Annotated in this window: 26 protein-coding genes and 1 pseudogene; 12 read left to right on the forward strand and 15 right to left on the reverse strand. The window is 71.6% G+C overall.

Translation table 11 applies throughout. The annotated features are described in order from the left end of the window. The first annotated feature begins 392 nt into the window (after positions 1 to 392). On the forward strand, positions 393 to 746 hold the full coding sequence (locus tag ACFYNP_RS10730) for a hypothetical protein (RefSeq protein WP_388410656.1): 354 nt from the start codon (positions 393 to 395) through the stop codon (positions 744 to 746). A 73-nt stretch (positions 747 to 819) separates the two neighbouring features. On the opposite strand, the gene ACFYNP_RS10735 is transcribed toward ACFYNP_RS10730, so the two are convergent. Beyond that, entirely contained in the window at positions 820 to 2,058 is a 1,239-nt protein-coding gene (locus ACFYNP_RS10735) for a glycosyltransferase (protein ID WP_388785262.1), read from the reverse strand. Between the two features lie 150 nt (positions 2,059 to 2,208). Between ACFYNP_RS10735 and ACFYNP_RS10740 the strand changes: the two genes are divergently transcribed. Next, the gene (locus ACFYNP_RS10740) at positions 2,209 to 2,718 is read left to right on the forward strand and encodes a DUF664 domain-containing protein (protein WP_388784566.1); all 510 of its coding nucleotides are present in this window, start codon (positions 2,209 to 2,211) and stop codon (positions 2,716 to 2,718) included. Here the strand turns inward: ACFYNP_RS10740 and ACFYNP_RS10745 are convergent. Both ACFYNP_RS10745 and ACFYNP_RS10750 read right to left on the reverse strand, forming a co-directional pair. Further along, the gene (locus ACFYNP_RS10745) at positions 2,688 to 3,920 is read right to left on the reverse strand and encodes a MalY/PatB family protein (RefSeq protein WP_388784569.1); all 1,233 of its coding nucleotides are present in this window, start codon (positions 3,918 to 3,920) and stop codon (positions 2,688 to 2,690) included. The genes ACFYNP_RS10740 and ACFYNP_RS10745 overlap by 31 nt on opposite strands. A 27-nt stretch (positions 3,921 to 3,947) precedes the next feature. Next, positions 3,948 to 5,201, reverse strand: a complete 1,254-nt coding sequence (locus ACFYNP_RS10750) for an MFS transporter (protein ID WP_388410648.1) — start codon at positions 5,199 to 5,201, stop codon at positions 3,948 to 3,950. Positions 5,202 to 5,291: 90 nt separating this feature from the next. On the opposite strand from ACFYNP_RS10750, the gene ACFYNP_RS10755 reads away from it, so the two are divergent. Then, positions 5,292 to 6,152 carry a helix-turn-helix transcriptional regulator gene (locus ACFYNP_RS10755; protein WP_388784572.1) on the forward strand — a complete coding sequence of 287 codons (861 nt, stop codon included), beginning with the start codon at positions 5,292 to 5,294 and terminating at the stop codon, positions 6,150 to 6,152. Positions 6,153 to 6,338: 186 nt separating this feature from the next. Here the strand turns inward: ACFYNP_RS10755 and ACFYNP_RS10760 are convergent, their stop codons facing one another. The 4 genes and pseudogenes from ACFYNP_RS10760 to ACFYNP_RS10775 form a co-directional block, all read right to left on the reverse strand. Then, entirely contained in the window at positions 6,339 to 7,454 is a 1,116-nt protein-coding gene (locus ACFYNP_RS10760) for a MerR family transcriptional regulator (RefSeq protein WP_388784576.1), read from the reverse strand. A gap of 68 nt (positions 7,455 to 7,522) precedes the next feature. Beyond that, positions 7,523 to 7,963, reverse strand: a complete 441-nt coding sequence (locus ACFYNP_RS10765) for a DUF2752 domain-containing protein (RefSeq protein WP_388784578.1) — start codon at positions 7,961 to 7,963, stop codon at positions 7,523 to 7,525. Further along, positions 7,956 to 8,240: pseudogene (locus ACFYNP_RS10770) on the reverse strand (TM2 domain-containing protein); the annotation flags it as partial. The pseudogene ACFYNP_RS10770 and the gene ACFYNP_RS10765, both read right to left, overlap by 8 nt. A 302-nt stretch (positions 8,241 to 8,542) precedes the next feature. After that, complete coding sequence (locus ACFYNP_RS10775; protein WP_388784581.1) at positions 8,543 to 9,484, reverse strand: Rieske 2Fe-2S domain-containing protein; 942 nt, start codon at positions 9,482 to 9,484, stop codon at positions 8,543 to 8,545. A gap of 219 nt (positions 9,485 to 9,703) precedes the next feature. Between ACFYNP_RS10775 and ACFYNP_RS10780 the strand changes: the two genes are divergently transcribed. From ACFYNP_RS10780 to ACFYNP_RS10795, 4 genes are all read left to right on the forward strand, one after another. Next, positions 9,704 to 10,954 carry an MFS transporter gene (locus ACFYNP_RS10780; protein ID WP_388784584.1) on the forward strand — a complete coding sequence of 417 codons (1,251 nt, stop codon included), beginning with the start codon at positions 9,704 to 9,706 and terminating at the stop codon, positions 10,952 to 10,954. Positions 10,955 to 11,123: 169 nt separating this feature from the next. Then, positions 11,124 to 11,840, forward strand: a complete 717-nt coding sequence (locus ACFYNP_RS10785; RefSeq protein ID WP_388410630.1) for a restriction endonuclease — start codon at positions 11,124 to 11,126, stop codon at positions 11,838 to 11,840. Between the two features lie 274 nt (positions 11,841 to 12,114). After that, entirely contained in the window at positions 12,115 to 12,699 is a 585-nt protein-coding gene (locus ACFYNP_RS10790; protein ID WP_388784586.1) for a PRC-barrel domain-containing protein, read from the forward strand. Further along, the gene (locus ACFYNP_RS10795; protein ID WP_388784589.1) at positions 12,699 to 13,154 is read left to right on the forward strand and encodes a PRC-barrel domain-containing protein; all 456 of its coding nucleotides are present in this window, start codon (positions 12,699 to 12,701) and stop codon (positions 13,152 to 13,154) included. The genes ACFYNP_RS10790 and ACFYNP_RS10795 overlap by 1 nt, the downstream gene beginning before the upstream one ends. Before the next feature lie 135 nt (positions 13,155 to 13,289). Here the strand turns inward: ACFYNP_RS10795 and ACFYNP_RS10800 are convergent, their stop codons facing one another. The 5 genes from ACFYNP_RS10800 to ACFYNP_RS10820 form a co-directional block, all read right to left on the reverse strand. Next, positions 13,290 to 13,646, reverse strand: a complete 357-nt coding sequence (locus ACFYNP_RS10800) for a hypothetical protein (protein ID WP_388410621.1) — start codon at positions 13,644 to 13,646, stop codon at positions 13,290 to 13,292. Positions 13,647 to 13,753: 107 nt separating this feature from the next. Further along, positions 13,754 to 14,431, reverse strand: a complete 678-nt coding sequence (locus tag ACFYNP_RS10805; protein ID WP_388410618.1) for a response regulator — start codon at positions 14,429 to 14,431, stop codon at positions 13,754 to 13,756. Next, positions 14,428 to 15,639, reverse strand: coding sequence for a histidine kinase (locus tag ACFYNP_RS10810; RefSeq protein WP_388784592.1), 1,212 nt, complete (start codon positions 15,637 to 15,639; stop codon positions 14,428 to 14,430). Before ACFYNP_RS10810 ends, ACFYNP_RS10805 begins: the two co-directional genes overlap by 4 nt. A 2-nt stretch (positions 15,640 to 15,641) precedes the next feature. Then, positions 15,642 to 16,169, reverse strand: a complete 528-nt coding sequence (locus tag ACFYNP_RS10815) for a hypothetical protein (protein ID WP_388410613.1) — start codon at positions 16,167 to 16,169, stop codon at positions 15,642 to 15,644. Between the two features lie 221 nt (positions 16,170 to 16,390). After that, a complete protein-coding gene (locus ACFYNP_RS10820; RefSeq protein ID WP_388784594.1) occupies positions 16,391 to 17,050 on the reverse strand; it encodes a DNA polymerase ligase N-terminal domain-containing protein in 660 nt (219 codons plus the stop codon). On the opposite strand from ACFYNP_RS10820, the gene ACFYNP_RS10825 reads away from it, so the two are divergent. The 5 genes from ACFYNP_RS10825 (at position 17,049) to ACFYNP_RS10845 (ending at position 22,079) form a co-directional block, all read left to right on the forward strand. After that, on the forward strand, positions 17,049 to 17,285 hold the full coding sequence (locus ACFYNP_RS10825; protein ID WP_388784598.1) for a chaplin: 237 nt from the start codon (positions 17,049 to 17,051) through the stop codon (positions 17,283 to 17,285). The two genes, ACFYNP_RS10820 and ACFYNP_RS10825, sit on opposite strands and share 2 nt — an antisense overlap. Before the next feature lie 234 nt (positions 17,286 to 17,519). Further along, a complete protein-coding gene (locus tag ACFYNP_RS10830; RefSeq protein WP_388784601.1) occupies positions 17,520 to 18,935 on the forward strand; it encodes an NAD-dependent succinate-semialdehyde dehydrogenase in 1,416 nt (471 codons plus the stop codon). Between the two features lie 134 nt (positions 18,936 to 19,069). Next, positions 19,070 to 19,897 (forward strand): aldo/keto reductase, encoded by an 828-nt coding sequence (locus ACFYNP_RS10835; RefSeq protein WP_388784604.1) that lies wholly within the window; start codon positions 19,070 to 19,072, stop codon positions 19,895 to 19,897. Between the two features lie 384 nt (positions 19,898 to 20,281). Further along, positions 20,282 to 21,562 carry a molybdopterin-dependent oxidoreductase gene (locus ACFYNP_RS10840; RefSeq protein WP_388785264.1) on the forward strand — a complete coding sequence of 427 codons (1,281 nt, stop codon included), beginning with the start codon at positions 20,282 to 20,284 and terminating at the stop codon, positions 21,560 to 21,562. 19 nt (positions 21,563 to 21,581) lie between these two features. Beyond that, positions 21,582 to 22,079, forward strand: a complete 498-nt coding sequence (locus ACFYNP_RS10845) for a hypothetical protein (protein WP_388784606.1) — start codon at positions 21,582 to 21,584, stop codon at positions 22,077 to 22,079. A 15-nt stretch (positions 22,080 to 22,094) separates the two neighbouring features. On the opposite strand, the gene ACFYNP_RS10850 is transcribed toward ACFYNP_RS10845, so the two are convergent. From ACFYNP_RS10850 to ACFYNP_RS10860, 3 genes are all read right to left on the reverse strand, one after another. Beyond that, the gene (locus tag ACFYNP_RS10850; RefSeq protein ID WP_388784609.1) at positions 22,095 to 22,580 is read right to left on the reverse strand and encodes a hypothetical protein; all 486 of its coding nucleotides are present in this window, start codon (positions 22,578 to 22,580) and stop codon (positions 22,095 to 22,097) included. Between the two features lie 87 nt (positions 22,581 to 22,667). Further along, positions 22,668 to 23,225 carry a hypothetical protein gene (locus ACFYNP_RS10855; RefSeq protein WP_388410593.1) on the reverse strand — a complete coding sequence of 186 codons (558 nt, stop codon included), beginning with the start codon at positions 23,223 to 23,225 and terminating at the stop codon, positions 22,668 to 22,670. Positions 23,226 to 23,585: 360 nt separating this feature from the next. Continuing rightward, positions 23,586 to 24,890, reverse strand: coding sequence for a phosphatase PAP2 family protein (locus ACFYNP_RS10860; RefSeq protein WP_388784612.1), 1,305 nt, complete (start codon positions 24,888 to 24,890; stop codon positions 23,586 to 23,588). Between the last annotated feature and the right edge of the window lie 149 nt (positions 24,891 to 25,039).

The raw sequence follows: 25,039 nt of genomic DNA on the forward strand, positions 1-25,039 counted from the left end.
ACCGGCCGCCGAGGATGTCCGGGCACTTCCCTCACCGGCCACTCCGGCCCGGTACCGACGGTGCCGTTCAGCCCGGACGGCCGCCTCCCGGCCACCGGCGGAAACGACTTCACCATCCGGACCCCAGACACCCGTCCGGACAAGGTCACCGCCCGCATCTGCGACAGCGCACATCCTCGGATCACCCGGGCCGAGTGGGCCCGGTACTTCGCGGCCGTCGACTTCGGTCCGCCCTGTCCCGGCGCTTGAACCGGGAGGCCGGTAGCCCTGATGGGTGAGGGCGAATCCTTTCGGCGGCGCCTCCAGGGGTGGGTCCGACGCCGGTCAGGTAGGGATCGGGCGACCCTGACGGCCATCCTCGGCCCACCCCGACCAGTCTGGAAGTGAGTCCCATGCGTCTTCGTCACGCTCTCGTCTCCGCCTGTGGCGCCCTCGCGCTGATCGCCACCCTGGGCGCGCCCGCCCACGCGGCCACCGGACACTTCGACTACAAGTACATCGGCCTCGACGGGCGACCGCACAAGGGCACCCTCGTCAACCCGGAGGACATCGTCTGCATCACCATCCCGGAGGTCGCCGACCCGGACTCCTCCCGCCCCGCGTTCGCCCCGCACAACAGGACCGACATGTCCGCCAGGGTCTTCACCGAGCCCGACTGCTCCGGCCTCTCCTGGACGCTGAAGCCGCACGGCAAGCCCGCCACGGACCGCCTGGAACTGCGTTCGGTGGCCTTCTTCAGCCAGTAGGGCCCCGCTCAGGACGCGGCCCGTCGGCCGTGGGCACGCCGCGAGGGCGGTGGCGTCAGAGGGGCATCCGCGCTCAACTCCTCCGATCCGCCGCCCTGTTGATGGCCTCCAGTACCGGTGTGACGCCATCCTCCGCGGCCAGGCGCTCCGCCAGGGCCCGGGCGCGGCGGCGGTACCCCGGGTCGCCGATGGCCTCCTGAAGCGCCGCCGCCAGATCGTCGGCAGTCAGCCGGCGCAGGGGAACGGCGCGGGGCGCGACGCCGAGTCGGACCAGGCGTTCGGCCCAGAAACCGGCGTCGAACTGGACCGGCACCGGCACCGCCGGGATCCCCGCGCGCAGCCCCGCGCCGGTGGTTCCGGCCCCCGCGTGGTGGACGACCGCTGCCAGGTGGGGGAACAGCACGCTGTGCGGGACGTCTCCGACGGTGATGATGTCGTCGCCTTGTGCGCGCAGTCCGGCCCAGCCTTCTTGCAGGATGCCCCGCATCCCGGCCGCCCGCAGCGCGCGGGCGATCCGGCCCGACACCCGGGCCGGGTCGGGCACGGTGGCACTGCCCAGCCCGATGAACACCGGGGCGGGCCCGGCGGCGATGAAGTCGCGCAATCTGTCGGGTAGTTGAGGATCCGGGACGCGGGGCCACCAGTATCCGGTCACGTCCAGGCCCGGGCGCCAGTCGCGAGGGCGCGGCACGACGAGCGGGCTGTAGCCGTGCAGCACGGGCCAGTGGCCGCGCTCACGTTCCCGATGCTGCGCCCAGAGCCCGTGCGGGGTGCCGCCGAGCCGGCGTCGTACTCGCTGTGCGGCCGGTGCGTACACCTGCGCCAGGGCGAGGTGCATGCCGTGCCCGGCCGCCCTGTTGGCCGGTGCGCCCCACGATCCGGCACCGGCCAGCGGCGGGACGAAGGCACCGGTCGGATGGAGGGGCTGAAGGTTGAGCCCGATGCTGGGCAGTCCGAGACCGTCGGCGATGGCGAAGCCCAAAGGTGCCACGGAGCCGGCGAGGAGCAGGATGTCGCTGCTCTGCGCCGCCCGCAGGAGATCGTCCGCCATCTCCTCGGCCAGCGACCTCGCCATCGCCAGCACCCGGACGAGCTTTCCGGGCCCGGTCCTGCTGCGGTGCAGCGAACGGCCTCGGGCACCGTGCAGTTCGGCATGCGGATCGATGGGGATCGGATGGAACCGGATGGCCGACCGCGCGAGCAGTGGCTGGAACCGGGCGTGGGTCACCAGCGTGACGTCGTGCCCCGCCCGGACCAGCCCGTCCGCGAGACCGGTGTAGGGAGCCACATCGCCTCGTGAACCGACCGTCATGATCGCTACTCGCACGGCCATCAGTATGCCGTCCGGCACACCGGTGCGGCAGTGGCCGACGGAGGACGTACGGCCGGGCGGGCACGCCGTCGCGGCCGTGCGGCGGTATCCATCACGCGGGACGCGGGACGCATGGGCGATCATGGACGCATGAACACTGCCGAGGTTTTGACGGACGCCTTCGGGCGCGTCCAGGAGGAAGTGCACACCGTCGTCGAGGGGCTCACGCCGGAGGACCTGGCGTTCCGGCCGGACGACGGGGCGAATTCGATCGTCTGGCTGGTCTGGCACCTCACCCGGGTCCAGGACGACCATGTCGCCGGCGCGGCGGGCCGGGACCAGGTGTGGACCACCGACGGCTGGGCCGAGCGGTTCGATCTGCCGCTGGGCGAGGAGGAGACCGGGTACGGGCACTCGGCCGAACAGGTGGCGTCGGTCCGAGGCATCTCCGCCGACCAGTTGGCCGGATACTACGACGCCGTCCACGAGCAGACCCTGGCGTTCGTGCGCGACGTCGACGACGCGTCGCTCGACCGCGTCGTCGACGAGCGGTGGACGCCGCATGTCACCCTTGGCGTCCGGCTGATCAGTGTCATCTCCGACTGCCTTCAGCACACCGGCCAAGCGGCTTACGTACGGGGCCTGTTGGAGCGCCGCTGACCTTCGGCTTCGTCGACCGGGGGCAGTGCGGCGGCGATCCGCTCCACCGCCTCGACGACCAGATCGGGTCGGGTGGCGAAGTTCAGCCGTACGAAGCCGTCCCCGGGGGCGGTCTCCCCGGGCCTGAGGGGAGGGCCGAACCGGAGCCCGGAGGACACGCCGACCTTGGCGGTACGCAGGAGCCGTGCGGCGGGGTCCTCCGGCAGGCCGAGCCCGCGGAAGTCGAGCCACGCCGTGAATCCGGCGTCGGGTGACTGATGACGGACGCGTGGCAGCCGTCGGGCGACCTCGTCGGCGAGCAGGCGCCGGTTGGCGTCGAGCGCGCTCAGGAGTTCATCGAGCCAGGGCTTGCCGTCGGCGAAGGCGGCCTCGGAGGCCAGCACCCCGAACAGCCCGGCCGCTTCCGCGAGTTCGTCGTCGGTGGCGGCCACCGTCGCCCCGGCGTCGGGTCCGGGCACGATGAGGGCGGCCTTGAGCCCGGCGAGGTTCCACGCCTTCGAGGCCGAGACGAGACCGATGGAGCGGGCGGCCGCCGGACGGTCCAGCGAAGGGAAGGGGACGTGCCGGCGGGGTCCCGGGTGGACGAGCGGGGCGAGTATCTCGTCGGCGACCACTTGGACGTCATGGCGCTCGGCGAGCTCCGCGACCGCCACCAGCTCCTCCGGCGTGAACACCGTCCCCGTGGGGTTGTGGGGGTTGCAGAACAGGAACGCCTTGGCCCCGGCCGCGAAGACGTGCTCCAAGTGGTCCAGGTCGAGCCGGTACCCCACGGGACCCGGGAGCAGCGGGCTGCTCACGACGCGTAGGCCGATGCGGCCGAACTGCGTGAAGTAGGGCGGATATCCAGGGGTGTTCACGACGACGGCGTCGCCGGGCGCGGTGGTGACGCGCAGGACTTCGACGACTCCGGACATGACGTCGGGAGCGAGCCGCATCGCCTGTGCGTGGGGGTGCCAGCCGTAAAGCCGCCCGGCGAACGCCGCGAAGAGCTCGCGCAGGCGGCCCGGGGTGGCGTAGCCGGTGTCGCCGTCGGCCACCGCGCGGATCAACGCGTCCGCGATCGGCCCGTCGAGCGGTGTGTCCATCTCGGCGATGCGCATCGGCAGGACGTCCGGTGGGAACTCGGTCCACTTGACGCTCCGCCGTCGGCGCAGCTCGGCGAACGTGTACTGGGTCAGAGGGGACTTCGTGCTGGTCGGCATGGTCTGGGACACCTCTCCTGGCCGTAACTACCCTTGGTGGTGGCGATGTTGCTGCGGTGGCCCGCCCGAGTGTCGTGGGGCGGGGAGGCCGGTCTGCCCCCGTGTCGTGAAGCGATGGCTGCCGATCGCCGCCGCGACGGTCAGCGGGACGGTCATGACGGCGGCCACCCCGAAGAGCGCCCCGAACCGCGCGTGGTCGGCCGCCTCCCCGCCGAGTGCGGCACCGAGGGCGCTGCCGACGAACAGCGCGGCGACGTAGAACGAGACCGCCGTCCCGCGCGCCTCGGGCACCACGGATGTCGCCCACGCCTGGAGCGTGGAGTGCAGGAAGGCCCAGCCCGCGCCCAGCAGCGTGGCCATGAGTGCGTACGTCCACACACGGGGTACGGCGGCCGCGGTCGCATAGCCGACGACCACGAATCCGCCGCCGATCGTGGCCAGGCCATGGGCCGGCATGCGCCGCGTCAGAGCCTTCACCGCCCGGGTGAACGCGAGGGTCCCGGCGCCGTACAGGGCGGTGATCGCCCCGGCCGCGGCGCCGGACAGACCGCGGTGCTCCAGGGCCGGGGCCACGAACGTCAGCCCGCCCAGCAGCACCGCCCCTTCCACGACGCCGAGTGCGGCGACGACGTACAGGAACCGGCTGCGCACGACGGCCGAGAGCTGCGAGGCCACACCGCCGGCGGCGGCGCGCGGCGGTTCCGGTGCGCCGCGCAGGGCGAGCACGGCGGTCGCTGCGGCGAGTGCGGGGACCGCGAACACCAGCCGCCAGCTGAGCCAGTTGGCGACCGACCCGGCGAACAGGGCGGCCAAGCCGCTGCCGAGGCCGAGTGCCGCCATGAGGTCGGCGAGCGCGCTCTGACGGTGTTCGGCGGCCACCGTGTCGCCGACGAAGCTCAGCGACGAGGGCACCACCGCACCGAACGCGAAGCCGGTGACGACGCGGAGTACGACGAGCGCCGTGAAGTCCGGTGCGAGAGCCGAGGCGATTCCGGCGACGGTGGCCACGGAGAGGGCGGCGCGGATCACACGCAGCCGCCCCACCCGGTCCGACAGCACGCCCCACAGGGGCTGGGACAGGCCGTAGGCGAGGGCGTAGCCGCCGGCCAGCGCCACGGCGGAGGCCAACGGCACGCGCAGGGCGGCGGCCAGCGTCACGAGTATCGGGCCGACGGCGAACCGGTCGAAGTTGGCGGTGAAGGCCGCCGCGGTAAGAGGGAACGGCACCTGGAACTCCGGCGGACGTATGGGCGGTGCGGTCGATCGACTGCTCGTCTTCATGGGTCCATCGTCGTTTCAGCGCACGGCAGTTCGGGCCGCCCGGCGCTTACGGATCATCCTGGGAGCGGGAGTAATAGTCTTGCCCCCACCATGGACGATTGTGAAAGAGAGCGCCGCGCGGTGCTCGGCCGTTATCTGCGCTCACGCCGTGAGCGGCTGAGCCCGGGAGATGTCGGCCTGACCGGTGGGCCGCGACGGCGCACGCCCGGTCTGCGCCGCGAGGAGGTCGCGCTCCTATCGGGAGTGAGCCTCTCCTGGTACTCGTGGCTGGAGCAGGGCCGCCCGATCGCGGCCTCGGGGCAGGTCCTCGACGCGCTGGCCACCACCTTGCGTCTGACCGGCGCCGAGCGGCGCCACATCTTCGACCTGGCCGGCGAGAGCGACGTGCAGCCGCGCCCCCCGGCCGCGGGCTGCCCCGCGGTGGGCGACCACCTCCGCGCCACCATCGCCGCCCTCGCCCCCAACCCGGCCTGCCTCCTCGACCGGCACTGGGACATCCTCGCCCACAACCGGAGCGAGGCGGACATCTACGGTGTTCTCGATCAACTCCCGCCGAAACGGCGGAACATGATCTGGCTCCTCTTCGCCTGGCAGCCGACGCGGACCATCCTGAAGAGCTGGGAGAGCGAGTCCCTGGCGGTACTGGCGCAGTTCCGCGCCTCCGCCGACCGCCACCCCGGCGACCCCCGCTTCGCCGAGATCGTCGACGACGTCTCGAAGGCCGACCCCGGGTTCCGGACCCACTGGGAACAACACGACGTGGCAGGCTTCAATCCCGCCCTGAAACGCTTCGACCACCCGCGCCTGGGCTTCCTGACGTTCCGTCAGGCCAAGCTGACGGCGGCCGAGGACCCGGAACTTCACATCGTCGCCCGCTACCCCGCGGATCCCGCCACGCACCGGGCCTTGGAGGCAATCCGTGAAAGGGAATTCTGGCTGGATGATCAATGACCTGCCCGTTGGCCTGACCGTCCGGCGTCCTGCCGAGGAAGACCATCCCCGTGTGCTCGCCGTCCTGGACACCTGGTGGGGCGGTCTGGAGGGGGAGGCCGGCGTGGCGGAACGCGCCCTGCTGCTAGCCCGGTTGTACTTCCAGCATCCTGACGCGTGGAGGCGCGGCACCCACCCTGCCCGTGCTCACGCCATGAGCAGGCGGAGGCCGAGATCCGCCGCGTCGAGACCGACGAGATGGCCGTTGCGCTCGGCCCAACGGCCCGAATCCAGGTCTTCGCCGAGGCTCCGCACGGCTCGCTCCTCAGCTGCCGTTCCGACCTTCGTCCACACCGACATCGCGCGGCGCACACGGTCCTCCAGATAGGCGTCCGGCCGCCGCCAGTACGCCTCGAACAGGCCGTCGGAACAGTCCCAGGGGACGGGCACCGGCTCGGCGCGGCCGCCGAGGGCGTCGGCCATCCCGGCGAGGGAGGGGAACTCCGCCAGTACGGCGGCGAATTCGGGCAGATAGTCGCGGGTGAGCCAGAACCGGCTCTGCCAGCCCGGCTCATCGGTGTCGAACGTCAGCACCACCGCCCGCCGGGCCACCCGCCGCATCTCGCGCAGCCCCGCGATCGGGTCCGCCCAGTGGTGCACGGTGGAGACGGCCATCGCGACGTCGAAGGACTGGTCCGCGAACGGCAGGTTCTCCGCGGTGGCGGCCACACAGGGCGCCGAACCGGCGGGCCGCCGGCCGCGCATGACCGCTGAGGGCTCCACCGCGGTGACCACGCGGTCCGTGGGCTCGTAGGAGCCGGTGCCCGCACCGACGTTCAGTACCGTTCGCGCGTCTCCCAGCGCCTCCCAGATCCGCGCGGCGATTCTCGGATCGGTCTGCCGTGCCGCCGTGTACGCGCCGCCGATCTCGTCGTACAACCGCGGCCCCAGCACTTCCAGTTGCTTCTCCGGTGTCACTTCCAGCCCCTTCGCGCGTGTGTCGAGTTCTCTGTCGATGGCCGCCACCATGGAGTCGGTGCGCCGCCGCTGCTCCAGCAGCAGTCCGCGCAGCCGTCGCAGGTGCGCGACCGCGTCGGTGGACGGGTCGCCGACCAGCTCCGCGACCTCCCGCAGGCCGAAGCCCAGCCGCCGATAGGCGAGCACCTCCCGCAGCCGCTCCACGTCGGCCGACGAGTAGGCCCGGTATCCGGCCGCGGTGCGCGCCGATGGCCGGACGAGTCCGATCTGGTCGTAGTGGTGCAGGGTGCGGACGCTCACGCCGGCGAGTTCGGCAACGCGTCCTACGGTCCAGTGATCTTCCACGCGTCCGAGTGTGCGGCCTGACGCCACGTGAGGGTCAAGAGCCGAAGTCCGGTGAGGGGAACGGGATTTCAGCAGCCCACGATGTTGCGGACGACCGTCCAGCCGAGCGCCGTACCGAGAATGAGGGCGACGCCGCGGCGCCCGAGCGACAGTCGGTACCGACGGCCCCGCAGGCCCGCGACGGCCCAACGGCCGTAGAGGCAGGCCGCGATGGGGGCGGCCGCGCACAGTACGGGATTGGCGCGCAGAGCGGTCGCCAGATCGCCGTGCAGTAGGGCGTAGGTCATTCGACTGCCGCCGCACGCAGGGCAGTTGAGGTCGGTGGCCCAGTGGAAGGGGCAGCGGGGGAGAAGCTGCGCGGCGTCGAAGGGGCTGTGCCCGTAGAGGTAAAACAGGCCCGCGGCGGCGGCGAGGGTGGCCGCGAGGGGCGGCACCGCGGAGGGCAGGCGCGGTCGGCGCCCGGGGAGAATCTCCCCGGGCGCCGACCGGTGGTACGGGAGTTCAGCCACGCAGCACGCGGCCGTCCGCGTCCGTCTTGCCGTCGCTGACCAGGAGCAGGATCCCGTCGATCAGCGCCCAGACACCCAGGCCACCGCAGGTGAGGAGCTGAGCGATGGCCATACCGAAGTGCTTGGTGTAGAAGCGGCCGATGCCGAAGCTGCCCAGGAACAGCTGGAGGACGCCCGCCACGATCTTCGACTTGTCCGAGTACGGACGGCCGTAGGGGTCGTAGCCGTACGGAGTCGGCGCAGGCGGCATCCCGCCGGGCTGCGGAGTTCCGTACGCGTTGGGGGACTGGTCGCTCATAAAAGGTATTCACTCTCGAAAATGGGAGACGACCCCGGGGGACCGGGGCCGTTGCCACAAGATCATATCCTTTACCAGCGCCTTGTTGAAAACTGACCCGCACTAGACCTTGGTGCCGCGATCCCCTGCGAGCCGCAGCGGGATCTGCGCCTCTCCTCCAGGTATTCCGGGTTCGCGGGGGCGGCATCGGGGAGGCCGTGGGTTGGTTGGGGGAGCGGAGTGAGGGCGTCGCCCGGTTGGGGGAGCAGGGCGAGGCTCGGCCCGTTCGTGGGCGTGCGGGCTCAGACGGCGTCGGGGAGGCGGACTTCCAGTGCGCCGTCCTGCGTGAGCCGGGTTTCGAAGACGGGCTGGGGCGCGGTCGCGGGGCCTCCGACGTTCTGGCCGTCCGTCAGGCGGAAGACGCTGCCGTGCCAAGGGCACTCGACACATCCGTCAGCCACCTTGCCCTGGGAGAGTGGGCCCGCCATGTGGCTGCACCGGTCGACCAGGACGCGGAACTCGCCGTGCGGCTCCCGCACCACGAGCAGCGGGACCTCGCCGAGCATGCGTCGCACCCCCTGCCCCTCGGGGAACTCCGAGGCGCTGCCGACGGGGTGCCAGCCCGGCGCCACCAGGTGGTCGACCGGCTCGGTCTTGTTGGAGCCGACCGCCTGCCGGAAGGCGAGATGGCCCCCGATCATTCCACCGGCACTGGCCACACCGAGGCCGGCGAACGCGAGGAGTCGCCCCACCACCGGCTTGCCCCGGCCTCGAACGGCCCAGGAACCGGCATACAGACCGATGGCCACGCCGTTCGCCGCGGCGTGCACGATGCCCGTACGCAGTTGCCGCTCGGGCTGCTCCGCCCAGTCCACCCAGCCCGCCCAGGCGGCCGGCACGGCGGAGACGACGCCCAGGCCCACCAGGAGCCGGGCGTTGCGGCCGGCGCCGGGCACGAGGTCGAGTACCGCCGCGGACGTCCACGCACCGATCGGCACCTGAACGAGGACGGGGTGCAGGGGGTGGCCGATGGGCCGCCCCTGGAGGACGGCCCGGTACGGGCCCAGCGGCAGCGCACGAATCGCCTTGCGCAGCGGGCCGGTGATCTTGTCCAGCTGCCTCGCCCCGCCGAGCGCGTCCAGCGCGTTGAGCAGGGCGGCTGCCGGAGCGCCGCGCCCGGCTCCGTCGTCTCGGCCCGAGGGGTCCACCCCGGCTGGCGCCCGCTTCGCTGACTGGAATCCCATGGCATCCGGTTAACCCCCGGGCCGCGAAGCCAAACGGCCGACCGCCCGGTTGTACCCGTACACGGGCATCATCGGCGGACCGGACCCCGCCGGGTGGTGAGGTCGGCGAGGTGCTGATAGGCGCCTCGCACCCCCTCGTGCAGGGCGCGGCCGCCTCGCGCCCGCCTCCTGCTCGATGCGGGCTCGGCGCGTTCCGCGGCCACTGTTAGCGTGCGGTCCATGTTCAGGGGAGGCCTCGCGGGCCGGATCGGAAACAGGGTGGGGAACGGCGGGCCGGAGCGCGTGCTGATCGCCGCCAGTTTCGTCAACCGGGTCGGCAACGGTCTCTTCAACGCCGCGTCGGCGCTCTACTTCACCTTGATCGTGGGCCTGCCCGCGGCGCAGGTGGGCGGCGCGCTCACCATCGCCGGAGTGATCGGCCTGTGCGCGGGCATACCCGGCGGGCACTTCGCCGACCGGCGCGGTGCTCGAACGATCATGATGCTGGCGCTCCTGGTCCAAGCGGTGTCGATGGCGGCCCTGGTACTCGTCGAGAGCTGGACCATGCTGACGGTCATCGCGACGGTCGACCAGATCGCCGCGGCGGTCGGCGGAGCGGCCTGGGGCGCCCTGGTGGCCCGGGTCGGGGGTGAACGGCCGGCCCATTTCCGCGCGAGGCTGCGCACCTTCGTCAACCTCGGAGTCGTACTCGGCACGGTGGGTTCGGGCCTGGCGCTGGCCGCGGGCACCCATGAGGCCTATGTCGCCCTGATCCTCGGCAACGCGGCGAGCTTCGCCCTGTGCGGGATGCTCCTGCTCCTGCTGCCCCGCTACCCGGTACTGCCCGCACCACCGCGGGAGCGCCGCCTGCTCGCCTTCACCGACCGTCCGTACCTCATCTTCACCGCCCTCTACGGGGCCATGGGGCTGCAATACCCGGTCGTCTCCCTGCTCCTGCCGATCTGGATCGCCGGACACACCGAGGCGCCGCGCTGGACGGTGGCCGCGCTGTTCGCCGTGAACTCGGCCTTCTGTGTACTGCTCCAGACCAGGATCGGTTCCCGCATCGAAACCCCGCACGACGGCGGCAGGGCGTTCCGTGTCGCCGGGCTGCTCTTCCTGGTCAGCTGCCCGATGATCGCGCTCGCCGCATACACCCCGGTCTGGGCTGCCGCGGGGCTGGTCCTGGCGGCGGTCTTCGTCCACAGCCTGGGAGAGGTCTGGGAGTCCTCCGCCGGTTTCGCCCTGGGCTTCGGCCTCGCCCCCGACCATGCGCAGGGTCAGTACCAGGGGCTCCTCGGCCTCGGTTTCAGCGCGGGCCAGGCCCTCGCCCCCGCGATCCTCACCACCGTGGTGCTCGGCCTCGGCGCGACGGGCTGGCTGCTGCTCGGGCTGTTCTTCGCGGCGCTGGGCGCGGTCGGTCCCTCCGTCGCGCGCTGGGGCATGCGGACCCCGCCGCGGCCGGTCGCGATGGCGGACGTGACGTCATGACGCTCGACGTCATGACGCTTGCGGGGAAGCGGGGTTGAGGCCGGCGCCGGGCCCGTCGCGTGGATCGGGTGGAGTGGGGCAGATGTGGGAGTGATCTTGCTCCGATCAAGATCATCGACCCGCGCGAGCCGAGCCTCCAGGCCGGCGCCACGTCATAAGGAGACCACCGATGACGATGCCCATCCGCCGTGAAACGGCCGTCATACCGCGGCGCCACCAGAGGTTCAGCCTGCGGAGCACCGCGCTGGGTTTCGGTCTGGTGGCGCTCGTCATCTGGGGCGTCGCCGTGACCATCAAGTCGGCGGTACGTCCGCACGCGCATCCGGTCGGCACCCTGCTGGCCATGCTCGCCTTCATGTTCCTGGTGGCCGCCGCGGTGCGCAGCAAGTGGCTGCGGCGGGCGGCTCGCAGAGCAACGCTCGAAGCCGCCGTCCCGTCGGCCCCGGCGGTCGCGGACCCCGTTCTGCCGCCCGAGGTCGGCGACCCGGAGGCCGTGGACTGCGCAGGCATCGATCCGCTCGCTTTCGAGGACGCCGTGTCCGATCTGTGCCGCCGCGACGGCTGCACGGACGTCCAGGTGGTGGGCGGCGCGGGTGACCTCGGCGCGGACGTGGTGGCCACGGCCCCGGACGGGCGTCGGCTCGTCATCCAGTGCAAGTGCTACTCGGCGGGCCACAAGGTGGGCTCGCAGGATCTCCAGCGCTTCGGCGGCACCTGCTACGCGGTGCACGACGCCGAACTCGCGGTAGTGGTCACCACCAGCGCATTCACGGATCCGGCCCTGGAGTACGCCGCGCAGTGCGCCATCCTCTGTTTCGACGGAGACCTGCTGCGCGCCTGGAACGACGGCACGGGCCCCGCTCCCTGGGAACTCTGGCACACCTGAGGCCGTCCGGGTCCTCGAACCCTTCTGCGCACGGTGACCGATGATCTGTGACGTCGTTGCGCTCTTCGCCCGCTTCGTACGGGGTACCCGACAGGCATGAGATGACGAGGAGTTCGGGGAGGTGGCGGGTTGTGGTCTGGTGGGCATGGTTGATCGCCGCGCTGGTCGTTGTGCTCGCGTTGGGCGGGCTGGTGGTGGGCACGCAGGCCCGGCGCCGGCGCGGCGGGGTGATCGTGGTGCGCCGGGGCCGGCGTTCCGGGTCGGGGAGGGGTCGATGAACGTACTGATGCTGGCCGGAGAGCTGGCAAAGCGCCCTGTGGTCACGCTCGGCGGTGAGGCCGTGGGCCAGGTCAAGGACACCGTCTTCGACGCGGCGGGCGCGCGCATCACCGGCTTCACACTGGCCGGACGCGGTCTGCTCGCCGGGCCCCTGAAGCAGAGCCTCCCCTGGTCGGGGGTGCACTTCCTGGGACCGGACGCCGTGATGATCCCCTCGACGGACGTACTGGAGGACCGGGCCGCAGTAGTGGCCAGGAGCGAGGCCGGTCACGGGCAGGTCCGGGGAGCGCGGGTACTCACCGACGGCGGACTCGAAGTGGGTACGGTCCTGGACGTGGTGATCGAGGGCGGCGCGGACGGCCGGGTCGTCGGTGTCCACCTCACCACCACCGACGCGCTCGGCAAGAAGGGGCGCAAGGTGTTCATGCCGGCACAGGGCCGGCTCTCCATGACCGGTGACACGCTCGTCGTGCCGGGCCACACCGCCGGGCGGGTCACGGAGGACCTCGGCGCCCTGGCCGAGGAACTCTTGCGCGGGCCCACCGCGAGCCCGGCGCCGGGGGAGGGGAAGACGCTGTGATGCTGCTCAGCCAGACGCTCGGCCGCTCGGTGATCAACGTCGAGGACGCCCAACAGGTGGGAACGGTCGAGGAGTTGGTCATCGACCCGGCCGCCGCGCAGATCGTCGCGATCAGGTTGCGGGGCGCCAGGGACGGCGGCGGTGGAACGGTCGCGTGGCAGGACATCCAGGCGGTCGGGCCGGACGCCGTCATGGTCCATACGGCCCGCACCGCACGGCTCGGCCCGGTCGACGCCGAGGCTCAGCAGGGCCTCGTGGGCAGGCGCGTACTGACCGAACACGGCGAGGAGGTCGGCAAGTTGACCGATGTCGCCTTCGACCCGGTCGACGGCCGGGTGGAGGCCCTGCAAACGGCGCGCGGCCCGATCCCGGGACACTCGATGCTCGGCGTGGGCGCGTACGCGCTGGTGGTCCGCGTCCAGGCCGAGCCACCGCCAGGCCCGGTCGCCGGCTGAACGGGCGACCGTCGTGCGCCCGCTTGCGCGGGCGCCCTCGGCTCGGCTCGCCACGGATCGACACAGGGGGGCCAGGACCGGCGTACCGGTCCTGGCCCCCCAGCGCATGTACCGGACGCCAGGGTCCGGGTCGGTTCAGTGGTCGGAGTAGCTGAAGTCCCCCACGGTCCAGGAACTGACGTCCTCGATCGCCACCCGGTACATTCCGCCCGTCTCCGGGATCCCCACCGTCCCCTGGAGGATCCGGGCGACGTGGAAGTGCAGATGGGTGGGCGGGCCGCCCTTCGCGGCGGCCTCGAAGACGGAGGAGAACTCACCCAACTGGTCCGAGTCCTTGAGCACGTCCGACACCCTCTGGCGCCACACGGCCTCGGGTGCCAGCCGTCCGGTGATGACGGTTCCACCGGTGACCACGGTCAGGGACATCTGATTGCTTTGCGCGGATTCGACCAGGGCGGCGACGTTCACGAGCAGTTCGTCAGGCTTCGACATGAGGCAGATTCTATTCACCGGTGGGGCGGCTGTTCCGTGCGGTCGGACCGACCGGTGGCCGGGGGCTGCCCGTGCCGCCCGGCAGGCGCCCGGTAGGCCCGTCCGCCTCAGGCCAGTCCGGCCTCTATGGCGCGGCGGACGGCGTCGGCCCGGTCGCGGATGTCCGCCTTGGCGAACAGGTTGTTGATGTGGGTCTTGACCGTGGCCTCGCTGATGAAGAGCCGCTCGGCGATGCCCCGGTTCGGCAGGCCCTCACCGATCAGCGCCAGCACCTCGCGCTCGCGGGGGGTGAGGTCCTCCGGCAGGGACCGGCCCTGCTGCGCGCCCTGCGAAGGCGCCTTGGTCCTGGCGGTCGCGAGCAGCCGGTCCTGGACCTCGCGGTCGAGTACGGACTGACCGGCGGCGGCGGCCCGGATCGCCCGGGTGATGTCCTGGCGGCCCGCGTTCTTGGTGAGGTAGCCGCGCGCCCCGGCGCCGAGCGCGCCCAGGATCGAGTCGTCGTCGGCGAAGGTCGTCAGGACGACCACCGCCACATCGGGGTACTCCTCGCCCAGCCGTCGGGTCGCCTCGATCCCGTCCATCACCGGCATCCGCAGATCCATCAGGACCACGTCCACCGGCCCGGCCGCGACAGCGGCGAGCACCTCGCCGCCGTCCGAGGCGGCCGCGACGACGTCGATGTCGTCGGCCAGACCGAGCACGGCGGCGAGCGGCTCACGCACCGCGGCCTGGTCGTCGGCGACGACGACCCTCAACTGCTTCGATTCGGCGCTCTGTTCACTCATACCGGGATCACTGCCTCCACCTGCCACCCACCCTGATCCGGCCCCTCCGTGACGGGACCCGCGGTCACGCTCCCGCCCAGCAGGGCCACGCGCTCACGCATTCCGATCAGCCCCATCCCGCTGCCGGCACTCGGGGCCACCTTATGGGGGGCGGGGCCGTTGCGGATCCTCAGCGTGGTCGCCGAGGGGCCGAACGCCAGCTCCATGCCCACCCTGCCGCCCGGGGCGTGCCGCGTGGCGTTGGTCAGTGCCTCCTGCGCGATCCTGAGCAGGTTCTGGGTCACCTGGGCCGGCAGCTCACGGACGGTCCCGCTGACGGCGAGGACGTCCCGGTGGCCCGACGATTCGACCATCGCGGCCAGGCTCTCCAGGAGCGGAAGGGAGTCCTCGCGGAGCGCGTGCACCGTCCACTGCGCCTGCTTGAGGCTCTCCTTGACGAGGCTGTGCGCCTTGTTGTTGGCCTCCCGGACCCGTTCCAGGTCGCCGGTGTCGAGCAGCGCGTCGGCCAGTTCCAGTTGCATGTTGATGCCGGCCAGCGAGTGTGCGAGGACGTCGTGCACGTCCCGGGCGATCCGGCCGCGCTCGGTCAGTACGGCACTTTGCGCCTCCGCACGGGCGGCGCGTTCGGCGGATTCGGCGGCCGCGAGGGCCGCCTTCACGGCCTGGCGCTGACTGCGGTTGACGATGCCGACGACGACCGGGGTGCCGCTCGCGAGACCGAGCACCCACGGCAGCACGAGGTGCCCGGGCCCGAGGTGGAAGTACAGGACGCCGGCGCAGAGCAGACTGCAGAACCCGGCGAGCGCGAGCGCCGCCCTGGTTTCCAGCCGGTATCCGAGGTGGCCGGCCAGGAAGAAGGCGAAGAGGTAACTCGTACCGCTGCGGCTGACGCCGATCAGGGCGGCGGCGGCGATGACTCCGAGCGTCAGCCAGACCAGGGCGACGGACGGGGACACCCGGTGTTCGGGCACCCCCCGGCCCAGCAGCGCCAGGCAGTTGACCACGAAGAGGGCGGCGACGGCCAGTCCCTGGCCGCTGAGGCCCATGGGCCGGATCGTCAGGATCCCGACGACGATGACCGCGAGGGTCAGCACCCACTGCGTACGCGGATCCTGCCCGGGGACGGGCCGGTGGCCCGCCCCTTGGACGGTGGTCTGTTCAGGGGGCGGGGTGCTGTCGGTGCCGGACACGGGCAGAACATAGCGCACGGTCAGGCCGCGCGGTCGAGGACGGGGGCGGGGAGCGCGGCTGCCGTACGGGTGCGGCTGCGGAGGTAGATCGTGCCCACCCGGGTGACCACCTCGGTGAGCGCCATCAGGACGAAGGCGGCCACCCATGCCTGGTCGCTCGTGATGTGGTGCGCGAGGCTGAAACGTGCCACGTCGTCGGCGCCACCGCCGTGCTCGACCCACAGCTGGAAGCCCATGCGCGCTCCCATGCCCACCACCCACAGGATCGCCGAGACCGCGCCCGCCTTGATCATGAGGTGCCCGTCGAGGGCCCGGATCCGGGTGTAGATGCCGCCGGCGATGCCGAGCGCGGCGCCCACGGCCATCAGGGTCGCGATCAGCACCAGGTCGTTGCCCGCCGTGGGGATGGTGCCGAGGTACGAGTACGCCACGAAGCCCACGATGCCCAGCGGGATCAGGAAGGTCTTGGCGTCGAGTCGGCCTTCCCGCAGCTGCCGGAAGACGACGAGGATGAGGGCGATGTCGGTGATCCACTCGGTCGTTGTCATGCCTCAAGACTGCTGCGACACGGCCTGTGGCACCTGGACCCATGGGTGGAGATCGGGGGTGGAGATCACCCGTCCTCCCCTTCTCCACCCACTCCGGACGGCCCTCACGAGAGAGGCCCGGCGTCGGCCGGGGCCGGTCGCGCAGGGCACTCGAACGCCGCGTGCCGGGGGGCCGGGCGGCGAGGAGGCAGGCCTACGCGTGGGTGAACCCGGTATGGGGCTCATCGGCCGTCCTCCGCGACCTGCTTGAGGGTGCGCCCGCTGAGCGCGGACCGGGCGCGGGCGGGATCGGTGGTGGTGTGCGCGGACGCGTGCCGGTCGTCCTCCTTGGCCAGCAGCCAGGCCTCGCGGCCGCCCTCCGCCGAGCCGCGGATCCTGGTCGGCGCATAGCCGCCGTGCAGCTTCGTGCCGTCCATCCAGAACGAGACGTGGCCCTGCCCCAGGGCCTCGGCGAAGGGCACCCCGTGATGGCGGCGGTCGGTGGCCAGGCTTCGACAGGTGCCCGAGTCCCAGACGATCACGGTCCCCGCGCCGTATCCCTCGCCGACGACGCCCTCGAAGTCGGCGTACGCCATCGGATGGTCCTCGGTCGGCATCGCGAGCCGCCTGTCGTGCGGGTCGCTGGAGGGCCCGCGGTCTTCGAGAAGTCGCGTCTGCGGCGGTACTCGCTGAGCCCGTCCTTCGGCTCGCCCTTCTTCGCCACGGTGGGACCCTCCGCGGACCATTTCACACCGGTGCGCGGATACCCGCCAGCCGGCTCCGGAACGGCCGTCCCGTGCCGGGAGCGACACGCGACCGGTGTGGTGAATGCGGCTTTTTCGATCATGCTTCGGGGTCTCATATCGGCTCAGCGTTCTTTCGATCATGTGGGAGACAGACATGCGTATGCGAACCGCGATCGCCGCCGCCGCCCTCGCCGTGGCCGGTGTCCTGGCCGGCAGTGCCAGTGCCGTCGCCGACGCCGGTGCTCAGGGCGTCGCCGCTCACTCTCCTGGCGTCGCCTCCGGCAACCTCGTCCAGATTCCGGTGCACGTGCCGATCAACATCTGCGGCAACACCATCAGCGTGGCCGGCGCCCTCAACCCGGCCGCCGGCACCACCTGCGTCAACTCCTGACGCCGGCCCCGGGCCGGGGTCCGCGCGTAGGACCCCGCTGAGCCCGTAGCCCTCGACCCCGCCCCGGTGCCGGCCGTCTCGTCGGCACCGGGGCGGGGTCCGGGGCGCTCTTTCCACCAGCTTTGCTCCACGGCGATCCGGGACCGTTTGCGCCTGCGCGAGACGGTTACCCGAAGAGGGACGGAACGTGCCATTCCGCAGCACTTCCTCCCCTTTCATCGTTCTGGAGATTGCATGTCAGACCAGCGCAAGAGCCCATTCGCGACCGTGAGTCCGGCCACCGGGGAGACCGTCGCGGAATTCGACGCCATCGAGGGCGAAGAAGTCGACGCCCGGCTCGACGTCGCCAACCGCGCGTTCGAAGCCTGGCGACAGCGGCCGATCGAAGAACGGGCCGCCGTCGTCGGCCGGGCCGGCGCCCTCATGCGGGAACGCAAGGAGGAGCTGGCTCAGCTCATCACCCTGGAGATGGGCAAGCTCATCTCGGAGGCGCGCGGTGAGGTGGACCTCGCCGCGTCGATCCTGGAGTACTACGCGGAGAACGGCCCGGCCTTCGCAGCCGCCGAGCCGCTCGACGTCGACGAGGGCGAGGCGTACCTCCTCAGCGAGCCCCTCGGTGTCCTTCTGGGTGTCATGCCGTGGAACTTCCCGCTCTACCAGGTGGTCCGCTTCGCCGGACCCAACCTGGTGCTGGGCAACACCGTGCTGGTCAAGCACGCCGGGATCTGCCCGCAGTCGGCGCTCGCCCTGGAGTCGTTGTTCTTCGACGCGGGCGCTCCCGAGGGCGTCTACACGAACCTGTTCGCGGGCCACCAGGAGATCTCGCGCATCATCGACAGCCCGGTGGTCCGCGGCGCTTCGCTGACCGGCAGCGAGAAGGCGGGCGCGCAGGTCGCCGAGCGGGCCGGGCGGAACATGAAGCCCAGCCTCCTGGAGCTGGGCGGGAGCGATGTCTTCATCGTTCTCGACGGGGAGCGCCTTGAGCGGACCGTCGGTGCCGCGGTGGCCGGCCGGATGGCCAACACGGGGCAGAGCTGTGTGGCCTCGAAGCGCTTCATCGTCCTCGCGGACGTCTACGAGGACTTCGTGGCCGGTCTGCGCCGGGAGTTCGAGGCCCTGCGACCGGGCGACCCGGCCGACGAGTCGACCACCCTGGGGCCGCTCTCCTCCGAGCGGGCGGCCGCCGATCTCGTCGACCAGATCCGCGAGACGGTCGAGCAGGGCGCGGAACTCGTCACCGGCGGTCACCGGATCGACCGGCCGGGTGCCTTCGTCGAGCCCACCATCCTCACCGGAGTCAAGCCGGGGATGCGTGCCTACGCCGAGGAGCTCTTCGGCCCGGCCGCGGTGGTCTACCGCGTCGCCGACGAGGACGAGGCCGTCGCGCTGGCCAACGACAGCCAGTACGGCCTCGGCGGGACCGTGTTCTGCGCCGACGTGGAGCGCGGCCGCAAGGTTGCGGAGCGGGTGGAGACGGGCATGGTCTGGGTCAACCACCCGACGTCGACCCAGCCCGACCTCCCCTTCGGCGGCATCAAGCGATCCGGCTACGGCCGCGAACTCTCGAAGCTCGGCATGCGGGAGTTCGTGAACCGGAAGCTGGTCCGCGTCCTGCCGCCCGACGCCGAGCTGCGCGGAATCGCCGGCTGACCCGCCTCGGCGACGCCGTACAGCCGTACACGCGAAGACGCCCGAGCGGCGCACACCGGCGAAGACGCCCGAGCGGCGCACCCACGCGACAACACCCGATCGGGCACACCGATCGACGAGATCAGGAGAGCAGCATGACGTCAGTACCCACGATCACCCTCAACAACGGCGTGCGGATCCCGCAGCTCGGCTTCGGGACCTTCCAGATCCCCAAGGACGAGACGCGGGAGACCACGCTGGCCGCACTGGAGGCCGGATACCGGCACATCGACACGGCGCAGATGTACGGGAACGAGAAGGAGGTCGGCCAGGCGGTCCGGGACTCCGGGCTCGACCGCGGCGACGTCTTCGTGACCAGCAAGCTCAACAACGACGCCCACGCGCACGACGACGCGCTCGCCGCGTTCGACCGCACCATGGAGGAGTTGGGCCTCGACCACCTCGACCTCTTCCTCATCCACTGGCCGCTGCCCGGCAAGGGCGACTTCACGGAGACGTGGAAGGCCATGGAGGAGATCTACGGCTCCGGACGCGCCAAGGCCATCGGAGTCTCCAACTTCCAGCCGCACCACCTGCGTCGGCTCATGGAGAACGGCGTGGTCGTGCCCGCGGTCAACCAGATCGAGGTGCACCCCTACCTCACCCAGGACGACGTCAGGGCCTTCGGCGCCGAGCACGGCATCGCGACCGAGGCCTGGTCGCCCATCGCCCAGGGCAAGGTGCTCGACGACCCGGCCATCAACCGCATCGCCGAACGCGTGGGCAAGTCCCCGGCGCAGGTCACGCTGCGCTGGCACATCCAGCGCGGCGACATCGTCTTCCCCAAGTCGGTGACGCGGAAGCGCATCGAGGAGAACGTCGACCTCTTCGAATTCGAACTGACCGAAGGGGATCTCGGCGAGATCTCCGCCCTCAACCGCGACGAGCGGACCGGTCCCGACCCGGACCGCTTCAACGGCTGAGGCCTCAACGCACCGTCCGCCAGGGCAGGTTGAGGCGGATCGCTCAGACCCCCGCCGGGTCCCACCGGGGCCCGGCACCGGTCGGGGCGGGTGTCCGCGCGCGCTCCGGCCGGTTGGGCCGTTCGGCTGCCTCTCCGGTGCGATACGGAGTGTCAGCGCGGCTGGGGGAGCCGGGGGCGGAAGTTTCACCCGAAGTGCGTGGCGCTCGGCCGGCGCCCGGTGGAACAGGGGACTCTCATGAATGGCGGCCCAGGCGAGCAGCCCCTCCCGGAGGGCCCCCACCCCGGGCCCGAGGATCACCACCCCGGGCCGGAGGGGCCCCAAGGTGGGGGTGCTTCAACCAGCCTAGATTCCGGGCCGGTTGGCGATCGTGGATGGCGACGGCTGCGTAGCGTCCTCGCGTCGGGGCCGCCTCCGGGCCCGACGCGGCCGGAGTTCTGGCGCAGTCCCCTCCGCGGGCCGTGGCTGACCGCCGTGTTCGGTCTGACCCTGCTGTGCGGGGTGAGCGTCCTGTTCGTGACCGGGCTGCTCTCGTACGCCGCGTACGACCCCGATCTGGCGCGGATCAACGACCAGACGCCGGACAAGGGGATCCTGGGTTTCTATCTGTTCACCTGGCCCACGTCCCCGCACTGGGGATACCGGCTCAGCCAAGGTGTGCACGTCACGCTCGGGATCGTGCTGATCCCCGTGCTCCTGGGCAAGCTGTGGTCGGTGATCCCCAAGCTCTTCGAGTGGCCGCCGGTGCGCTCGGTCAGCCACGCCGTGGAGCGCCTGTCCCTGCTCCTGCTCGTGGGCGGGGCCGGATTCGAGTTCGCCACCGGCGTTCTCAACGTGCAGCTGCACTACGTCTTCCCGGGCTCCTTCTACGTCCTGCACTTCTACGGGGCGTGGGTGTTCATCGGCGCGTTCGTCGTGCACGTCGTCTTCCGTCTCAGGCGGGCGGTGATCGCGGTCGTCAAGGGCCCGCGCGCCGAAGAAGGGCACCGGGCACGGCCGCTCGGTGTGGACGGGACGGGCCTCGTCACGCCGCGCCCGGCCGAGCCCACGATGTCCCGGCGTGGCGCCGTGCTGCTGGTGGGCGCGGGGTCGGCGGCACTGCTCGTGGTGACGGTGGGCCAGAGCATCGGCGGTTGGCTGCGCCGGACCGCGCTGCTCGCTCCGCACGGCCAGGACCCCGGTGCCGGACCGAACGGGTTCCAGATCAACAAGACCGCCGCCTCGGTCGGGATCAGGCCCAGCGACATCGGGCCCGCCTGGCGCCTGACCGTCCGCGCCGGCGGGCGCCAGACCGTACTGACCCGGGACGAGCTGAACGCGTTGCCGAGGCGGACGTCCCGGCTCCCCATCGCCTGTGTGGAGGGCTGGTCCACTCCCGACCAACAGTGGGGCGGCGTACGGCTCGTCGATCTCGCGGCGCTGGTGGGCCTGACACACGACGTGCCGCGGCTGCTCGTCGAGTCGGTGCAGCGCGGCGGATCCTTCAGCTCCGTGGTCCTGGCCGCCAACCAGGTGCGTGACACCCGCTCGCTCCTCGCCCTGGAGGTCAACGGGGCCGCGCTCTCCCCTGATCACGGCTACCCCGCGCGGGTCATCGTCCCGAACGCCCCCGGGGTCCACAACACCAAGTGGGTCACGCGCCTCACCTTCGGAGAGCCGACGTGAACCGGTTCGGAGAGCTGACGTGAACGGTTTCCGTACCCGCTACGGCGCCTCCCCGCTGCATCTGACGCTGGTCCTGTGCTCCTTCGCGCTCGCCGGGTACGCCGGGGTGCGTCTCCTGCACGGCGACACCCTGGGGGTCATCGTCTGGTTCGTCGGCGCGGCGCTCCTGCACGACCTGGTGCTGCTGCCGCTCTACTCCTCGGCCGACCGCGCTCTCCAACGCCTGCTGCCCGCGACGGGCCGACGCGGGGCGCACGATGCGGGGAGGCGAGTGGCGGGTGTCAACCACGTCAGGGTCCCGGCGTTCGTGTCCGGAGTGCTCCTCCTGGTGTGGTGGCCGCTCGTCCTCGGGCAGGTCGACGGCTTCACCGCCGCCACCGCGCTGCCGGGCGATGTGTTCCTCGGTCGCTGGCTGCTGGTGACGGCGGGACTCTTCGCCGGGTCCGCTCTGTGCGCGCTCGCGCGCGTGGGGCGGCACTCATACCACGAGCGCCGGCTTCGGGACCGGTCCGAGTGATCCGCCGGCCGGCTGTCACGTGCTGAGCAGGCGGTTGAAGAACGAGCGGTACTGCTGGAGGGCGACGCGCAGATCCTCGGTGGCCACCTCCTCACCCCGGTGCCACTGGCCTTCCAGGTCGCGCTTGTGGGCGGAGAAGGTCGTGGCGAGCGCCTGCATCGTCTCGGCGACCAGTTGATCGGCCGCGTTGACGGAATCCCTGGGGTCGTCGACGAATTGGCTCTGGATCCGCTGCCACCGTGCCCGGAACTCCTCCTGCTCCGCGCCGAGGAGCGGTTCGTCCTCCCCGACCGGCTCCGCTTCCGCGCGGCCGTCGCCGGGGCCCCGGCCGCCGGTGTCCTGCGGCCGGTCCGCCCGGTCGGCGGTGGCCTCTCCGGGGTACGTCGGCGAGGCATCGGCGAATCCCGGAGCCTCGTCCTCGGTGTCCTGCTGCCTGGTGGCGGCCAGATCCTCCGTGGACAGCGCGCCCGCGTCGGGTCGGGGTGTCTCCTCGTTGCGCATCTCTTCACTTCCCGTCCGTCATCCGTCATCCGTCGCGGTCGGCGACGGCCTGGCCGGTCCGGCACTCGGCTGCCAGGGGCCGCGCGTTCATGCCGCGCTCCGGCCCGGCCGGTCTCCGTTGTGGAGCAACTCCTCGAACAGCGCGCGGTAGTGCACCATCGCGCCCCGCAGCTCCTCCGTGGTCGCCTCGTGGCGGCTGCTGCGTTCGTTGACGTCGTGGGCCGCGCGGTAGTGCTCCAGGGTTTCTCCGTGCTCGACGGACAGGTCCTTGAGCTGCTGTTCGTACCCTTCCGTCGGGTAGCCGCGCTCGCTCATGAGCGTGGTCACCAGCCGGTCGGCATCGTGGACGGCGTCGTCGGGGCGGTCGACGAACTGCTCCTGCACCCGGCCCCAGTCCTGGGCGTAGCGGTCGCGTGCGGCGGCGGGCAGCGGCTTGATGTCGAGCGCGTCATGACGCTCCTGGCGATCGCGCAGCTCCTGTTCGGCGGCCCGCCGGTCATCCTGCTCCGCCACGGTGCGCTCGTACTCGGGGCCGAACCGCTCTCGCAGCTTGCGGCGGCGCACCGAGACCATGCTTGCTGCCACCGCGCACGCGATGAGGACCACCACGACGGCGATGATGATGACGAGGACGGTGAGGGACATCGAGTCCTCCGCTCGTTGGCCGAGCCCGTACAGGGGCCGGTAGGGGCATGGGCCCGCCACATGGGCTGCCGCGCCCGGCAGGGAGGGGGCCGTGCCCACGGGCGGGATGCTCCCGCTGTCCTGGTGCGGACGAGGGTGGGCGCGGTCATGGCAGTCGTAGTGGTACGCGACCGCGATGGCTGTGCGGCAGTGGCCTCCGACGATGCGGAAGCTCTGCTTCCGTTCTGTCTCCATCGTGCGCCCTGTCGCTCCCGGCGACAAGGGCCTGGCCGCCGGGCGTTGTGCGGGGTGCGCCGCACCGGGGAGCATCCCCGGGGCCCTCCGTATCGGATCCTGCCCGCGACCCGGCTCGGACCTGCTCTAGACCGGCTCGGGCTGAGGATCCCGCAGGAGTGCGGGGGCGGTACTCGGCGCCGCCCAGGCTCTGGTGGTGCGCAGGTAGCCGTGGATGACCGAGCCCATCGCCAGGAGGACCAGCGGTCCGAACAGCCAGGGGTGGGTGGCCATGTCCACCGGGAGCCAGCGGTACGACACCAGGAGCGCGGCGAAGACCGCCGTGCCGTGGGCCACCAGTAGCACCCCCGAGCGGTCCCAGCCGCGGTCGAACGTGCGCAGGGCCGCCTCGACGGTGAGCGAGAACACCACGCCGGCGACCAGGTCCACGCCGTAGTGGTAGCCGAACCCCAGCGTCGCGCTCAACGTGGCGATCAGCCAGAACGTCCCCGCGTAGCGCAGGAGTCGGGGTCCCGTACGGGTGTGTATGAAGATCGCGGTCGCCCAGGCGGTGTGCAGGCTGGGCATGCAGTTGCGCGGGGTGATGCCGTCGTACGGCACCGGGTGGGGCAGCGCGATCGACGGTGGTGTGTGCGGCCACAGGTTGGCCACCGCCCATTCCACACCGCCGGTGCCGGACGCGCCGGGACCGTACGCGAAGACCGGGCCGACCACCGGGAAGACCATGTAGACCGCCGGCCCGAGAAGGCCGATCAGCAGGAAGGTGCGCACCAGGTGGTGGCGGGGGAAGCGGCGCTCGGCCGCCACCTTGCGCAGCTGGTACAGGGCGACCACGATCGCGGCCACCGCGAGCTGGGCGTAGATGAGGCCGAGGGGGTTGGAGGCGACCGGGCCGATGGCGTCGAGTGCGCGGCCCGCCAGCCACGACGGATTGCCCAGAGCGTGGTCGGCCGTCGCCACGTAGGGGTCGAGCACGGTGGGGCGGGTCTTCGAGGTGATGAGCAGCCAGCTGTCACCGACCTTGCGGCCGGTCACCAGGAGCAGCCCCAGGCCGACGCCCTTGAGGAGCAGCGCCCGGTCGCGGCCGGTGCGGCGGGTGAGCGCGAAGACCGCGCAGCCCAGCATCGCCCACAGCGCGCCATTGCCGAAGAGGTGCCCCTCCTCCACCTGGACGCCGCACGCCCACCGGCCGAGCACGAAGACGGCGTCGACACCGATCGCGACACCGGCCGTGATGAACCTCTGCCGCCAGGTGAGCACCACCATCATCAGGGCGAGACCGCCGTACAAGGGCCCCGGTTTTGGCGCGAACACCACCTCGCGCACCTGGGTGGTGAGCGGCCCCGGCACACCCGCGGAGCGGCGCGAGACGATCTCCAGGCCGACGAGGAACGCGATGGCCACCACGCCCGCCGTCGTCCACAGAACCACCCGCGGCCGGCGCCAGGGAGCGGACTCGATGATGCGGCGTATTCGTGCGTTTCTCGGTGAAAGTCCAGATATCAATTGTTCTGCCGATGTGTTGGTTGCCGGAGGGCAGGCTGGGGCGGGCGCATGTCGAGCATCGATCATGCCACCGC

It is taken from the genome of Streptomyces sp. NPDC006691, from assembly GCF_042869955.1.
In the GTDB taxonomy this organism is placed as follows: domain Bacteria; phylum Actinomycetota; class Actinomycetes; order Streptomycetales; family Streptomycetaceae; genus Streptomyces.